At 73.2% G+C, this 13,523-nt stretch carries 13 protein-coding genes and 1 tRNA gene; 6 read left to right on the top strand and 8 right to left on the bottom strand.

Going from position 1 to position 13,523, the window contains the following annotated elements; genetic code table 11:
* From AB0E83_RS13510 to AB0E83_RS13500, 3 genes are all read left to right on the top strand, one after another.
* Positions 1-576: Hsp70 family protein (locus tag AB0E83_RS13510; RefSeq protein ID WP_362109819.1), on the top strand; the 576-nt coding region annotated here is incomplete at its 5' end.
* 102 nt (positions 577-678) lie between these two features.
* Positions 679-1,632 (top strand): NmrA/HSCARG family protein, encoded by a 954-nt coding sequence (locus tag AB0E83_RS13505; protein ID WP_362109817.1) that lies wholly within the window; start codon positions 679-681, stop codon positions 1,630-1,632.
* A gap of 213 nt (positions 1,633-1,845) precedes the next feature.
* Entirely contained in the window at positions 1,846-3,177 is a 1,332-nt protein-coding gene (locus tag AB0E83_RS13500) for a hypothetical protein (RefSeq protein ID WP_362109815.1), read from the top strand.
* A 200-nt stretch (positions 3,178-3,377) separates the two neighbouring features.
* Here the strand turns inward: AB0E83_RS13500 and AB0E83_RS13495 are convergent, their stop codons facing one another.
* The 4 genes from AB0E83_RS13495 to AB0E83_RS13480 all read right to left on the bottom strand — a co-directional run bounded on the left by AB0E83_RS13495 (position 3,378) and on the right by AB0E83_RS13480 (position 6,552).
* Positions 3,378-3,746 (bottom strand): VOC family protein, encoded by a 369-nt coding sequence (locus tag AB0E83_RS13495; RefSeq protein ID WP_362109813.1) that lies wholly within the window; start codon positions 3,744-3,746, stop codon positions 3,378-3,380.
* Positions 3,747-3,862: 116 nt separating this feature from the next.
* On the bottom strand, positions 3,863-5,224 hold the full coding sequence (locus tag AB0E83_RS13490; protein ID WP_362109811.1) for a hypothetical protein: 1,362 nt from the start codon (positions 5,222-5,224) through the stop codon (positions 3,863-3,865).
* 234 nt (positions 5,225-5,458) lie between these two features.
* A tRNA-OTHER gene (locus tag AB0E83_RS13485) sits at positions 5,459-5,576 on the bottom strand.
* A gap of 145 nt (positions 5,577-5,721) precedes the next feature.
* Positions 5,722-6,552, bottom strand: a complete 831-nt coding sequence (locus AB0E83_RS13480; protein WP_362109809.1) for a DUF2785 domain-containing protein — start codon at positions 6,550-6,552, stop codon at positions 5,722-5,724.
* Between the two features lie 349 nt (positions 6,553-6,901).
* Between AB0E83_RS13480 and AB0E83_RS13475 the strand changes: the two genes are divergently transcribed.
* Both AB0E83_RS13475 and AB0E83_RS13470 read left to right on the top strand, forming a co-directional pair.
* Positions 6,902-7,363 (top strand): hypothetical protein, encoded by a 462-nt coding sequence (locus AB0E83_RS13475; RefSeq protein WP_362109807.1) that lies wholly within the window; start codon positions 6,902-6,904, stop codon positions 7,361-7,363.
* Positions 7,364-7,485: 122 nt separating this feature from the next.
* On the top strand, positions 7,486-8,043 hold the full coding sequence (locus tag AB0E83_RS13470; RefSeq protein WP_362109805.1) for a GNAT family N-acetyltransferase: 558 nt from the start codon (positions 7,486-7,488) through the stop codon (positions 8,041-8,043).
* A gap of 525 nt (positions 8,044-8,568) precedes the next feature.
* On the opposite strand, the gene AB0E83_RS13465 is transcribed toward AB0E83_RS13470, so the two are convergent.
* The 3 genes from AB0E83_RS13465 to AB0E83_RS13455 form a co-directional block, all read right to left on the bottom strand.
* Positions 8,569-9,294: a DUF4241 domain-containing protein gene (locus AB0E83_RS13465; RefSeq protein ID WP_362109803.1), complete on the bottom strand. Its 726-nt coding sequence runs from the start codon at positions 9,292-9,294 to the stop codon at positions 8,569-8,571.
* A 179-nt stretch (positions 9,295-9,473) separates the two neighbouring features.
* Positions 9,474-10,289, bottom strand: a complete 816-nt coding sequence (locus AB0E83_RS13460; RefSeq protein ID WP_362109801.1) for an SDR family NAD(P)-dependent oxidoreductase — start codon at positions 10,287-10,289, stop codon at positions 9,474-9,476.
* Positions 10,290-10,447: 158 nt separating this feature from the next.
* Entirely contained in the window at positions 10,448-11,290 is an 843-nt protein-coding gene (locus tag AB0E83_RS13455) for an LLM class F420-dependent oxidoreductase (protein WP_362109799.1), read from the bottom strand.
* Positions 11,291-11,624: 334 nt separating this feature from the next.
* On the opposite strand from AB0E83_RS13455, the gene AB0E83_RS13450 reads away from it, so the two are divergent.
* Complete coding sequence (locus AB0E83_RS13450) at positions 11,625-12,614, top strand: AraC family transcriptional regulator (protein WP_362109797.1); 990 nt, start codon at positions 11,625-11,627, stop codon at positions 12,612-12,614.
* 176 nt (positions 12,615-12,790) lie between these two features.
* On the opposite strand, the gene AB0E83_RS13445 is transcribed toward AB0E83_RS13450, so the two are convergent.
* Positions 12,791-13,315 carry an ester cyclase gene (locus AB0E83_RS13445; protein ID WP_362109795.1) on the bottom strand — a complete coding sequence of 175 codons (525 nt, stop codon included), beginning with the start codon at positions 13,313-13,315 and terminating at the stop codon, positions 12,791-12,793.
* Positions 13,316-13,523: the final 208 nt, after the last annotated feature.

The following is a 13,523-nucleotide window of genomic DNA, read 5'->3' as shown; positions in this document are numbered from 1 at the left end:
GCCAACGGCATCATGCACGTGACCGCCAAGGACCTGGGCACGGGCAAGGAGCAGAAGATGACCGTCACCGGCGGCTCCTCGCTGCCGAAGGACGACATCGACCGGATGGTCCGCGAGGCGGAACGGCACGCGGCGGAGGACCGGGCCCGCAAGGAGGCCGCCGAGACCCGCAACCGGGGCGAGAACCTCGTCCACCAGACCGAGAAGCTGCTGCGGGAGAACGCGGCCGAGATCCCCGGTGACGTGAGGGCCGAGGTCGAGGCCGCCGTCGCCGAGGTGAAGGAGAAGCTCGGGGCCGCCGGGTCCGCTGCCGGCCGTGATGGCGGTGAAGGCGGTGAAGGCGGGGGTGCCGGTGACGGTGACGGCGACACGGCCGCGGTCCGCGCCGCCGTCGACCGGCTGGGCGCGGCCGCGCAGAAGATCGGCTCCGCCCTGTACGCCCGGGCCCAGGGGGCCGCGGGAGCGGGCGGGAAGGAGGAGGGCAAGAGCAAGAACGAGGGCGAGGGCGAGGGCGAGGGCGAGGACATCGTCGACGCCGAGATCGTCGACGAGGACAAACGGGAAGAGAGCGGCTGAGGGCGCGCCGAAGGCGGCCGAGGGCGGCCTGAGGAGAGCCTGAGGAGGGCCTGAGAGCGGCTGAAGGCGGCTGAGGTGCGAGGCGATCGAACCATGACGGCCATGACGGACAAGAAGATCATCACCGTGTTCGGTGCCACCGGGCGCCAGGGCGGCGGCTTCGTCAGGGCCGCCCTCACCGGCCAGGAGAACGACTTCCGGGTACGCGCCGTCACCCGGCACCCGGACTCGGAGGCGGCCCGCGAACTGGAGCGGCTGGGAGCCGACGTCGTCCAGGGCGACATGGACGACGAATCCAGCCTGGGGCCCGCCTTCGCGCACGCGTACGGCGCGTTCCTGGTCACGAACTTCTGGGAGCACACGTCCGCCGAGCGGGAGAAGGACCAGGCACGGGCCCTGGCCCGGGCCGCCTCCCACGCGGGGGTGCAGCACGCGGTGTGGTCCACGCTGGAGGACACCCGCGACTGCGTCCCGCTCGACGACGACCGGATGCCCACTCTCCAGGAGCGCTACAAGGTGCCCCACTTCGACGCCAAGGCGGAGGCGGACCGCTACTTCACCGAGGAGGGCGTGCCGACGACGTTCCTGCGCTCGACGTTCTACTGGGAGAACCTGATCGACATGTTCGCCCCGCGGCGCGCCGAGGACGGCGTCCTCGAACTGGCGTACCCGATGGGCGGGAGCAGGCTCTCCGGCATCGCGGTCGACGACATCGGCCGGACCGCCCTCGCCGTGCTGCGAGGAGGCGCCGACTTCGTCGCCGCCACGATCAGCATCGCCGGGGAGCACCTCACGGTCGCCGACATGGCCGCGGCCCTCACCGAGGCCGTCGGCGAACCCGTGCGCTACCGGCCCCTCACCCCGGACGAATGGCGGGCGCAGGAATTCCCGGGCGCCGCCGAGAGCGGGAACATGTTCCAGTACTACGCGGACTGCGAGCACCGTTTCACCGCGGCCCGCGACCTCACCGCCGTCCGCGGCCTCGACCCCGGCCTCCAGTCCTTCGCCGCCTGGCTCGCCGCCCACCGCGCGCAGCTCCGCGCCGCTTGGACGTGAGCATTGGAGGTGAGCTTGGACGTGGGCTTGGACGTGAGGGGGTCGGGAGAACGCATGGACGGAGCGCACGGAGGGCGGGGGCTGACCGGCGGGTCGGCGCGACCGGCCAGGTGACGTCGGGTACGGGTGGGCGCGTGTCGGGGGCGGGGCTTCGGGGCGACGGGTCATGCTCGTGGGCCGGGGGGTCGTGACACCCGCACCCGAGGACGGTCCATGAGATTCCCACGCCTCAGCACCTCTGCGTTCAGACGGGCCGCGACCGTCTGCGGCGCCGCGCTCCTGTTGACCACCGGCCTGGCGACGGACGCCGGGGCCGCCATCACTCCCGGCCCTGTCGTCGGCTGGGGTGCCGACAACACCGGGCAGTTGGGCAACGGGAACACCGACGACAGTCCCTTCCCGGTCCGCACCGCGCGCAGCCGGCGGACGATCAGCCTCGACGGCGGGGCCAACCACAGCGTGGCGCTGCGCGCCGACGGCACCGTGTGGGCGTGGGGGCTCAACAGCGACGGCCAGCTCGGGAACGGTACGAACACCAGCAGCACCCGGCCCGTCCAGGTGTGCGCGCCGGGCCAGGCCCCTCCCTGCGCCGGTGTCCTCACCGACGTCGTCGCCGTCGCCTCCGGCGCGTTCCACAACCTGGCGCTGCGGGCCGACGGCAGCGTCGTCGCCTGGGGCGACAACGATCACGGCCAGCTCGGCGACGGTACGACGACCGACCGGAACACGCCCGTCCAGGTGTGCGCCCGGGCCCAGGCCGCGCCCTGCTCCGACTTCCTCACCGGCATCACCGGCCTCGACGGCGGCTCCTGGCACAGCCTGGCCGTGCACGCCGACAGGACCGTCAGCAGCTGGGGCCTGAACTCCTCCGGGCAGCTCGGCGACGGCAGCGGCGACTTCCAGAAGTCGGTCCCCGTCCAGGTCGCCCTCACCGGCGCGGCCGGGAGCGTGGCGGGCGGCAGCGGCCACAGCCTCGCGCTGCTGACCGACGGAACGGTACGCGGCTGGGGCCACAACTTCTTCGGTCAGCTCGGCGACGGCACGGCGACCGGCACCCACACGCCCGTCCAGGTGTGCGCGCCGGGCCAGACCGCCCCCTGTTCCAGCTTCCTCACCGGCGTGAACCAGATCGCGGCGGGCGGCGACCACAGCGTCGCGCTCCTCTCGCTCCAGAGCGAGCAGGGCGTCGTGGGCTGGGGTGACAACCGCAAGGGCCAGCTCGGCGACGGCACCTTCGGCCACCAGCAGAACCCGATCCCCGTACGGGCCTGTGCGGTCGGCCAGGCCGCGCCCTGCTCCGGCTTCCTCTCCGGCGTCTTCGACATCGCCGCCGGCGGCGAGCACACCCTCGCCGTGGCCTCGGACCTCACGGCCCTCGGCTGGGGCTCCAGCTCCAACGGCCAGCTCGGCGACGGCACGACGACCGACCGGAACGTCCCCGTCCAGGTCTGCTCGGGCCGCCGGCCCAGCCCCTGCGCGGAGCCCCTGACCGATGTGTTCACGGTCGCGGCGGGCACCTCGCACAGCCTGGCCACCCACCGCTGAACACCGAGCACCGAACCCCGCCGGAACGGCCGGGCACCCCTCCGGTGGTGCCCGGCCGTTCCGCTGGACGGGTACGGGTATGAGTACGGGTACGGGTTCGGGACGGGTACGGACAGGGGCACGGCCCCCGGGAGACTCCCGGCCGGGCGGCAACCTGGTGGACCGGCACCCGGCACCATGCCCGAGAGCAGACGGACCCGTCACCGCGCCGGGATCGGCTGGGTGAGGTTCACCGGATTGCCGTCGGGATCCTGGATGTGGGCGACGCGCTGCCCCCACGGCATGTCGCGGGCACCGCCGCGAACCGAGCCGCCCAGCGCCGCCACCCGGCCGAGCGTCTCGTCGACGTCCTCGACACCGATGCCGAGCAGAACCCGCGGCGCCCCCCGCTCCCCCGCCTCCGCCTTGGCCACCAGCCCGAGGTCGGTGTCACCGATGCGCAAGCCGAGGTAGAAGACCGGACCTTCCTCCGGTACCCGGAAGATCTCCTCGGCGCCGAACAGTTCCGTGTAGAAGCCGATCAGGACGTCCGGATCGGCGGTGAGGATCACCGGCTGAATGGTGGACATGGCGCTCCTGTCGAAAGCGGTCGTGACGTCGGGGCAGACCGTCCGGGGACGTCGAACTCATCGGCGGAACAGCCCTGCCGGACGCCCCCCGCCCCGGGTTGCCGCCCGCGGGGTCTTCAGAGGCCGGCTTCGGTGGTGATGCGGTCCATCCGCGCTCCGGACAGGGCGGGATTGGCCGCGGCGTGGTGGGTGACGTCGGGGTCCGGGTCTGCCAGCAGTCGTTCCAGGAGGTCCGCGCTGATGTGGGGGTGCCGGGCCACTCCCGCGCGGAGGAACGGTTCCTCGCACTCCCCCAGTCTTCGCAGCACCGCGACGGGCAGCCGGGGGTCCTCCAGGGCGAGGAGGCGGAGCCGCGGGTTCGGGGCGTCGGCGAAGCCCCGCAGTTCCTGACGCGGGAAGTTGGGGTGCCGTACGAGCGGGGGCCGGGTGGTGGAGGGATCGCCGTGTTCCCGGGCCAGCCGCAGCAGTACCGCTGCCGGGGTGCCGGGCCGGAGGGCGGCGGCGTACCGAACGGACGGGTCGGGGTCGTCATCGAGTTGCCGCCATGCCTCGTCGGGCAGGTCCGCGCTCTCCGCCAGGGTGCGCCGGAAGACGGCGTGGGGGCAGTTCAGATAGGTCAGCCGTTCGGCGAGCGGCGCGTCCCGCAGCCAGTCGGGCCGGTGGGGCGACCAATGGAGGGCGATCTCGGATTCGATGTCGCCGGCCGCGCTCCCGGCCTCCACCAGGGCGAGCAGCCGGTCCCGGTTCTCGGGCGTGGTGTGGCGGCTGTAGGCCACCGCGACGCGTACGGAGGGATCCGCGCCGTCCTGGAGGCGGGCCACCATGGCGGCGGTCAGGTAAGGGTTGCGGGCCACAGCGTGCAGGACCGCCTCGTCCCCGGTCGCCACCAGGCGGTCGAACTGCGCGGGGGTCAGGGGGAGGCGGTGCGCGATGGCGGCCCGGACCGCCGGATCGGCGAGGCAGCGCTCGTGGAGTTCCGGCGGGACGCCGGGGCGCTCGGCCCGTGCCGCGCTGGAACGCACTCCGGGATCCGGGTCGGTGAGCAGCGCCTTCTGCACGGCGGCCGGCCGGTCGTGCCAGTCCTGCGCGATCACCGCGCGCAGCTTGGGGTCGGGGTCGGCCGCGAGTTCCGCCGGCGACCGGCCGTACGTCTCGACCAGGGCGTCGACACCCGGCCCGAGCCCGCGCTCCACCGCGCCGCGGACGAAGTCCGGGTGGGCGTCGCGGATCGCGGGGTCGGGGTGCCCGGCGATCCGGCGGCGCATCGCCGGGGAGACCCGGTGCCCGCGCAAGCGGATCGCCGCATCGCCGCGGCCGTGGACCAGCAAGGCCTCGGCGACCGCGTCCGGAAGCCGCCCCTCGCGCGTCAGAAGGCCGTGCCGACCCGCGGCGTGCGCGGCCAGGCGCACCAACAGGCCGGTCGGGGCGGCCGGGTTCTGCCCGAGCCCGGACAGCTGGGGCTGCTTGAGGTGCACCATGTGCCCACGCTAGTCGCGCCGCGGTGGGGTGGTGGGGCCGATCGCGGAGGTCGGCGGGGGCACATCGTGGGCATGGTCGCGATCGTGTCGTGGTCATGGTCGTGCCGTGTCACGGTCACGGTCACGGTCGTGGTCGAGGTCGAGGTCGAGGTCACGATCGAGGTCACGTACGCGTCTACGTTCGCGCTCGTTCTTGCGTGCTGACGCGTCGTCGGATCAGTGCCGGGTCGGCCGCGGCGCCGACGGGATTCGAACCCGCGGACAGGTGGGGGCAGGTCCGCCCCGTCCCCGTCAGTCGGTGTGAACGGGACCTCGCCCACACCGATGCGATGGGCCACTCCGCCACGGCGCCGCAGCCTGCGGGCACGCGCGCGTGCCCGCTGCGGCTCACCGTAGAGAACCGTCCTGTGCGTGGCGATCCTTTATCCGGTGCCTCCGTGGGAAGCCGCTGTCGCGGGAGGCCGGGACGTGCCTCACCGCGTGGTGGTGCTCGTCCGTCACGCTTCCTGGAAGACCAGGGCCAGCACCCGCCTCAGACGGAGCTTCAGCGCCTCCGCGTGGGGCGGGCGTACGGGGGCGGGGGCGCCGGGGACGCGGACTCCGGTGTCGGCGAGGAGGTACAGCGTCCGCAGGGTGCGCATGGCGTTGGAGGTGTGCGCGGCCGTGGTGGGGGCGCCGCGTCGGCCGGCGGCGAAGTCCGTCTCGATCGCGTCCAGCCAGCCGACGGCCTCGGCCTCGGAGAGTTCCGGCCGGGTGAGCGTGCGGGCGACGGCCTGGGCGAGCCGGTCGTCCTCCTGCTGGGCGAAGAGCTCGTCGGTCGGGGCCACGAGCCGTTCCGCCGCCAGCGCGAGCATCTCCCTCGGGTCGGCCTCCGGATGGAGCCCGAAGGTGCCCAGGAGGTCGGCGCCGTGCGCGACGGCGTGGAGCCAGCCGAGCTCGGGGTCGTACCCGCGCAGGTCCGTCTCGGCCGGGAACCAGCGCCGGAAGGCGGCGAGCCACGCCGGGTCGAAGTCGCCGCGGCCGACGATCATGTCGAGCACGAGCGGGGCGAAGGTGCGCGCCTGGATCTCGGGGTCGTCGAACCGGTCGGCCATCACCGCGCCCAGCCGGGCGCGCAGCGGCTCGTCGATGACGTCCCGCTGGATCCACGTCCGCAGCACCACGTAGGGGGCGCCGTCGCGGAGGTCCGGGTCGGGGTGGCGGAGGGCCTCGGCCAGTTCGGCCGCGAGGGCCGGCAGTTCGGCCGCCGGCGGGGCGGGGCAGTCGTTCTCGTAGAGGTGCAGCCAGCGGGCCGCGTCGATCCGCGGCCTGTCGTCGATCTCGGTCACTGCCTCACCTTCGGGGAGGGGTCCCGGCAGGGCAACCGATTATCGGACGGGTGCGGGGGTGCGGGCGGCCGGGGCTCCGTGGGATCCGTGGGATCCGTGGGATCCGTGGGATCCGTGGGATCCGTGGGATCCGTGGGAATCGTGGGGTCGTCTGTCCGTACGCCTCGCCGCGTTCGTCCCGTACCCGCCGCTTGCCGATCGTTTCAGGACGCGGTTCGCAGGCGGCGGAGCCACATGAGGCCGCGCCCCGCCGCGCCGCCGCGCCGCCGCGCCACCGCGCCACCGCGCCACCGCGCCACCGCGCCACCGCGCCACCGCGCCGAAGACCTTCGCCGGTGTCGGCGTCACGGTGACCGAGAAGGCCCCCGAGCCTGGCACGGACGCCGGATCGCGGGCCGGTGTGCTCGACGACGCGCTCGCCGCCCGGCCGGCCCGGGTGCCCGTCGTCGCCGCCGTACGGCCGCCGGCCGACGGCTCGGCGACGCCGAACGCGGCGGACGGCGGCCCCCTGCGGGCCGGCCGGGCCTGGTCGAACCTGGCCGGCGCGTACGTACCGGACGGGGCCGTCCTCGCCGACACCCTGACCCGCGGCTGCGAGAAGGTGCCGGTGGTCTTCGCCGGGGTCTCGCTCCTCATCGGCCCGTTCCTCGTCGTCAACGCCTTCACCCTGCCGGTGAAGCGGTGCGCCCGGGGGACCGCGCCGCTCCGGGCGGTCGACGCCTCGCGCCGCCGGGCGTCGCGCTCCGTCCTCCTGGAGGTCCCGGTGGCCGGCTTCCTGCTCGGGCTCGGCATCGCGGCACATGGTTCCTGACATGGCCGGCTCGGGCGAAGACGTGGTCCCAGGAGCCACTGGCGGTCGAGTGGGACCCCGGCGACGGCCGGCGGTCGGAAAACCGGTGGCGGGTTCGGCCGGGCCGTGGTGAGGATCGCGGCATGTTCCGCTTCCTGGAGACCGACCGGCTCGTCCTGCGCGCGTTCACGACGGCCGACGACGACCGCTTGTTCGCCCTGGACAACGACCCCGAGGTCATGCGTTTCCTCAACGGAGGCCGCCCCACCAGCCGTGAGGCGATCGAGACGCGGGTCCTGCCGCGGCTCCTGCACGACTATCCGTGCTGGGGGACCCGCGGCTACTGGGCCGCGCAGGAGAAGGCCACCGGCACGTTCCTGGGCTGGTTCGAGTTCCGGCCGCTGGAGGAACACAGTCCTGCCGTGGTCGAACTCGGCTACCGCCTGAACCGGGCGTCCTGGGGGCACGGCTACGCCACCGAGGGGTCCCGGGCCCTGATCCGCAAGGGGTTCACGGACCTGGAGGTCGACCGGGTCACGGCGAACACCATGGCCGTCAACGTCCGTTCCCGCCGCGTCATGGAGAAGGCGGGCCTGTCCTTCCTCCGGCACTTCACCGGGGACTGGCCGGAGGCGATCGAGGGCTCCGAGCACGGTGAGGTCGAGTACGAACTCACCCGGGCCCAGTGGGAACAGCGGTAGAGGTCGACGGCCCGGGCCACGGCGCTTGACCGTTTCTCCGATCGGGGCCAGGGGACGGGGTGTACGACCTCGGTTCCCCGGTCGCGTACGGATGCGTGTCCTCAGCCGGCAGCGCGCGTTCGCGGCCTGACCGGGCCTGGACCGGCCGGGCCCGGACCGGCCTGTGTCGTGGTCACGAGATCGTCTCCGGCGTGGGCCGTCTGACCCGGCCCTGACAGGACGTCCGACCGACCGCCGGACCGAGCACCGGCCGCCGCCTGAGGTGAAGGACACCCCGGAGGGTCTGGCCCAGGTGATGCGACCCGTCTGACAGGGGACGGCGGTGGCCAGGACCTCGTCGCCGAGCGTCCGGCCCCACTCGCTGGAAGCCCTGTCCGAGGTCACGACGAACGACCGGGGACGCTTCTCGCCTCACCTCACCTGACCACGTCTTCAAGAGCCTGAGGGAGCCCGGCGGCCGATAACGCCGGTGGCGCCGGTGGGCCCGGTGGACCCGGTGGACCCGGTGACACTGGTGGCGCCGCGTCAGGCTTTCGCCCCGGGCATGCCGCTGGTGACGACGATCACGGCCACGTCGCCGGTCTTGGTGCGGCCCAGCCAGACGACGCCGCCCGACTCTGCCGTGAACGTGACCAGATCGGCTTGCTGCGACTCGTCGCTCACCCGCTCGCACCAGCCGGGCAGCCGCTCGGAGTCGCGCGGCACCGGCCCGCCGTCCACATACGTGCGGAACGGCGCGGCCAGGGCCGTCCACGCGCCCGCGTCGGCGAAGCAGCCCACATTGGCGTCGGAGGAGAAGCGGATCCGCTCGCCCGGCTGAAGCCGGTCGATGTCGTCGCCGATGGCCGGACCCATCTCCCACCCGACCACGGGGTCGTCACTGACGCGCAAGCGGGTCGCGGCGCACTCGACGCCGTCGAAGTGCTCCCCGAAGAATTCGTACGGCCCCGCCGTCCACGCGATCTCCACCCGGTAGGCGCCCGGGGGAATCCGCACCGCCAGCTCCCGTGGGGGCCTCGTCGGCAGTCCTCGCTCGTACTCCCATGCCTCGTCGTCATGCCACGGCGCGTCCACGACAAGACGGCCGCTGGGTATGCGGATGACGGCCACCTCTTCGACCCCCGTGACCACGACAGGCGTCGTCGGGTCGTCGTACACCGTCCCCAGCCGCTCCCCGGGCGTGAACACCGCCTCCAGGTACCGGGCGGCCTCCGGCCCGGCCGCCAGCCGGGCGTCCCCGATCCACTCCATGACTCACCCCTCCCCCGCCACCCGACCGGGCGGGCGGTCCACCGAAAAGGTACGCGGGCCCAATGACATCGGCGGTTCGCGCATCGGACCACGGAAGGCGACCGTGCCCGGATCAGCTCGCCGTGGTGCCGCCATTGCACCGGGTGCCGCATCGCCGGTCGTGGAGCGACGGCGGGGGTTCAGCCCTGGGCGCGGACGGACAGGTCCTGCCAGTCGGCCCAGGTCTTGAGGCGGTCGGCGTAGAGGGCGGGCAGCATCTCGTTGCCCTGGGTGCCGAAGAAGACGCGCAGCGGGGGGTCGTCGGAGTCGACGACTTCCAGGAGGGCGCGGCCGGCGGCGGCCGGGTCGCCGAAGTCCAGCGTCGCCATGAAGGCGCCGAGGGCCTCGCGGACGTCGTCGTAGGCGGGGATCGGCTCGGACTGTACGGCGGAGGATCCGCCCCAGTCGGTGGCGTAGGCGCCGGGCTCGACGATGGTGGTCCTGATGCCGAGGCCGGCGACCTCCTGGGCGAGGGACTCGCTCAGGCCCTCCAGGGCCCACTTCGAGGCGTGGTAGCCGCCGACGAGCGGCCAGGAGGCGACGCCGCCGGTGGAGGAGATCTGCACGATGTGGCCGCTGCCCTGCTCGCGCAGGTACGGGAGGGCGGCCTGGGTCACCCACAGGGTGCCGAACAGGTTGACCTCCAGCTGGTCGCGGAGGGCCTGCTCGGTCAGTTCCTCGACGGCGCCGAACAGACCGTGACCCGCGTTGTTGACGATCACGTCGAGACGGCCGAAGTGCGCGTGGGCGCACTCGACGGCGGCGAGGACGGCGGCCCTGTCGGTGACGTCGAGACGGAGCGGGAGGACCGCGTCGCCGTAGGTGGCGGAGAGGTCCGCGAGGGTCGTCTCGTCTCGGGCCGTGGCGGCGACCTCGTCCCCGCGTTCCAGGGCGGCCTCGACGTAACGGCGGCCGAAGCCTCGGGAGGAACCGGTGACGAACCAGACCTTGCTCATGGGGACTCCTCGGGAATCGTGGGAGGGGAAGGGAGAAGGGGGAGGCCGGGGTGGGGTTTCCGGTTGGGGTGGAGTTCCGGTTGGGGTGGAGTTCCGGTTGGGGTGGAGTTCCGGTTGGGGTGGAGTTCCGGTTGGGGTGGAGTTCCGGTTGGGGTGCGTCAGTTCTGGAAGCGGGTGACCAAAGGGGCCACCGAGTCCAGGAAGTCCTTGACCTCGGCCGCGTCGGCCGGCGGCGCGTAGAGGACCACGCGGTCGACGCCGAGGGCGCGCAGGGCTTCCAGGCCGGCCGTGTCGGGTTCGGCGCCGAAGACGGTCACGGGGACGCGGGCGCGGCCCGCCGCGCGGCCCGCCTGCCGCAGTTCGGCGATCCGGGCGGACAGTTCGTCCAGCGGCATGCCGGCGTGCGGCATCCACTCGTCGCCGAAGTCGAGGACGCGGCGGGTGACGTGGGCGCCCGAGCCGCCGACCAGGACCGGCGGGTGCGGAGCCTGCCGCGGTTTCGGCCAGGACCAGACGGGACCGAAGTCGACGTGCTCGCCGTGGAACTCGGCGACCTCTCGGGTCCAGATCTCCCGCATGGCCTTCACGCGTTCGGCCAGCACGGCCCAGCGGCTGCCCGGTTCGGTGCCGTGGTTCTCCAGCTCCTCGGGGATCCAGCCGGCGCCGACGCCGAACAGGACGCGACCGCCGGAGAGGGCGTCGAGCGAGGCCACGGCCTTCGCGGTGGTGAGCGGGTCGCGCTGCGGGACCAGACAGATGCCGGTGGCGACCTTGAGGTCGGTGGTGGCCGCGGCCGCGTAGGAGAGGGCGACGAAGAGGTCGTGGGTGTGCGAGAAGTGCGGGGGCAGCCGGCCGATTTCCTGGCGGGTGCGTTCGCCTGCGGGGAGGTGCGTGTGCTCCGGCAGGAAGAGCGATTCGAAACCTCGTTCCTCCACCGCCCGGGCCAGTTCGTCGGGGCGGATCGCGAAGTCCGCGGGGAACATGGCGATGCCTAGCTTCATGGCGCGCCTTTCTTCTTCTTGTCGGATGTTCCGGATGCTCTAGGTGCTCTGGGCGCTCTGGGCGCTCTGGGCGCTCTGGGCGCTCTGGGCGCTCTGGGTGTTCTAGGCGTTCCGGCTGTCCTGCGCGTCCTGGGTGTTCCAGGCGCTTCGGAGCCTGTCGGGGGCGATCGGCTTGCCGTGGTTGCCTGTCAGCCGCTCGCGCCCCCTTGCGGCCTCTCGCGATCTCCACCCTAGGAAGGGAGGACAGATACGTTCCATGACAGGAACGCTAAGAAAATTGTCCGATCGTCTCCCCGACCGATGAGATGGGTGGGGTCTGGCTAGAGTGAGCGGCATGGACGTGCTCGCCGACATCCTGGCCACGACCCGCTTCAGTGGGGTGTTGCTGGCCCAGTTGCGTTCCAGTCGCCCCGACTGGGGCTGCGGCATCGACCCGTTGCCCACGGCCGGCTTCCACCTCGTCGCCGAAGGCGTCTGCTGGCTGCGGACGGACGGCCGTCCCCCGCTGCGCCTGGTGCCGGGGGACGTCGTCCTGCTCCCCCGGGGCGCCCGGCACGAACTGCTGGGCGCGCCCGACGCGGCGGCCGTACGGTACGCCGACCTGGAGGCCGCGCACCCGCCGGGGCGTGGCGGGGTGGTCGACCTGGGCGGCGACGGGCCGGTGGTACGGATCGTCTGCGGCAAGTTCACGTACGAGGGGGAGGCCGGGCAGCACCCGGTCCTGGCCGCCCTGCCCGAACTCATCCACATCCCGGGGCTGAGCGCCGACGCCGAACTCCAGGGCACCGTCCGTCTGATCGCCGCCGAGACCGCCGCCAAGCGGCCCGGGGCGCAGGCCCTGGCGACCCGGCTGACCGACGTGCTGTTCGTACAGGTGATCCGCGCCTGGCTGGAGCGGCTGGAGGCGGACGGGAACGGGCGGGGCGGAGAAGGAGTACGTGGCGGGGAAGGCGCGGGGGAAGCAGGGCCGTCCTGGCTGACGGCCCTGCGCGACCCCCGTATCGGAACCGCGCTCTCGCTCATGCACGACGAGCCGCAGCGGCCCTGGACGGTGGAGGGGCTGGCCCGCGCGGTGACGATGTCCCGTCCGGCGTTCGCCCGGCAGTTCAAGGAACTGGTGGGCAGCAGCCCGCTCGCGTACCTCGCCCGGCTGCGGATCGACCGGGCCGCGCGCATGCTGCGCGATACGGACGAGCGGGTCGGCGACATCGCCCAGGCCGTGGGCTACACCTCGGAGTTCGCCTTCTCGCGCGCCTTCTCCCGCCAGCACGGCATCGCGCCCGGCCGGTACCGCCGCAGGGCTCCGGCGCCTCTGGGGGTGTGAGGGGACGGACGGATGGGCGGACGGACGGGCGGACGCCGGGGCCGGTGGGGGGGCCGGTGGGGGGGCCGGTGGGGGGGCCGGTGGGGGGCCGTTGGGGGCCGGTGGGGGGCCGGTGCTCCCTCTCCTTCTCCACCGGCCCCGGTGAGCTGCGGTACGGATTCGAGGTGTGCGAATCCCTAGGACGGCGCCACGCCGAGCTGGCGCAGCTGCGCGAGGACGTCGACGACGCCCCTGATCTCGGTGATCCGGCCGTCGGCGACGCGGAAGATGAAGATCTCGCCGTACTCGACGGTCCTTCCGGTGGGCGCCAAGCCCCGGTAGTCCCCCAGGTGGGTTCCGGTGACCGTGTTCCGCGAGACGATCCGGTCGCCCTCCGCGACCGTCTCCTCGACCGTGACGCGGATGTCGGGGAAGGCCGTCAGGAGCGTCTCCCACACCCGCTTCAGGGCCCGCGCCCCGGCTTCGCCCATCGGCACCGGCGGGCGGAAGTCCACATCGGGGGCGACGAACTCGTCGATGGCCTTCATGGCGAGCCGCGGGTCGCCGCTGTTCACCGCGGCGTGGAAGCGTTCGAGCAGCGCGACGCCTTCGAGCGCCGCGCCGCCGTTGTCGCTACCGCCACCCTTGTCGCTACCGACGCCCTTGTCACTACCGCCGCCGTTGTCACTGACGCCGCTGCCGTTCGTACCTGTGCCGGGCATGGCCCTCTCCTCCGCTCGTACCGGACGCTGTTCCCGGCAATACGACGGAACAGCCGCCGGAAACGTGACACGGACGCGCACTGCATGATGGGCGAATGAGTGATCATGAGGAACTGCCGGCGGCGGTGGACACGGAAGCACCGCTCTCCCCGGCCGAGGGGCATCACGAGCACGTCGCACGGCCGGTGAGCACGCGGGAGGTCGCCGG

Source organism: Streptomyces sp. NPDC035033 (assembly GCF_040636735.1).
Lineage (GTDB): Bacteria > Actinomycetota > Actinomycetes > Streptomycetales > Streptomycetaceae > Streptomyces.
This window is presented reverse-complemented; position numbering and strand designations above follow the sequence as displayed.

Bases quoted from the DNA above. Each gene is read 5' to 3' on its own strand.
- AB0E83_RS13505 (WP_362109817.1), top strand. From the start codon at position 679: ATGACGGACAAGAAGATCATCACCGTGTTCGGTGCCACCGGGCGCCAG.
- AB0E83_RS13500 (WP_362109815.1), top strand. From the start codon at position 1,846: ATGAGATTCCCACGCCTCAGCACCTCTGCGTTCAGACGGGCCGCGACC.
- AB0E83_RS13495 (WP_362109813.1), bottom strand. From the start codon at position 3,746: ATGTCCACCATTCAGCCGGTGATCCTCACCGCCGATCCGGACGTCCTG.
- AB0E83_RS13490 (WP_362109811.1), bottom strand. From the start codon at position 5,224: ATGGTGCACCTCAAGCAGCCCCAGCTGTCCGGGCTCGGGCAGAACCCG.
- AB0E83_RS13470 (WP_362109805.1), top strand. From the start codon at position 7,486: ATGTTCCGCTTCCTGGAGACCGACCGGCTCGTCCTGCGCGCGTTCACG.
- AB0E83_RS13465 (WP_362109803.1), bottom strand. From the start codon at position 9,294: ATGGAGTGGATCGGGGACGCCCGGCTGGCGGCCGGGCCGGAGGCCGCC.
- AB0E83_RS13460 (WP_362109801.1), bottom strand. From the start codon at position 10,289: ATGAGCAAGGTCTGGTTCGTCACCGGTTCCTCCCGAGGCTTCGGCCGC.
- AB0E83_RS13455 (WP_362109799.1), bottom strand. From the start codon at position 11,290: ATGAAGCTAGGCATCGCCATGTTCCCCGCGGACTTCGCGATCCGCCCC.
- AB0E83_RS13450 (WP_362109797.1), top strand. From the start codon at position 11,625: ATGGACGTGCTCGCCGACATCCTGGCCACGACCCGCTTCAGTGGGGTG.
- AB0E83_RS13445 (WP_362109795.1), bottom strand. From the start codon at position 13,315: ATGCCCGGCACAGGTACGAACGGCAGCGGCGTCAGTGACAACGGCGGC.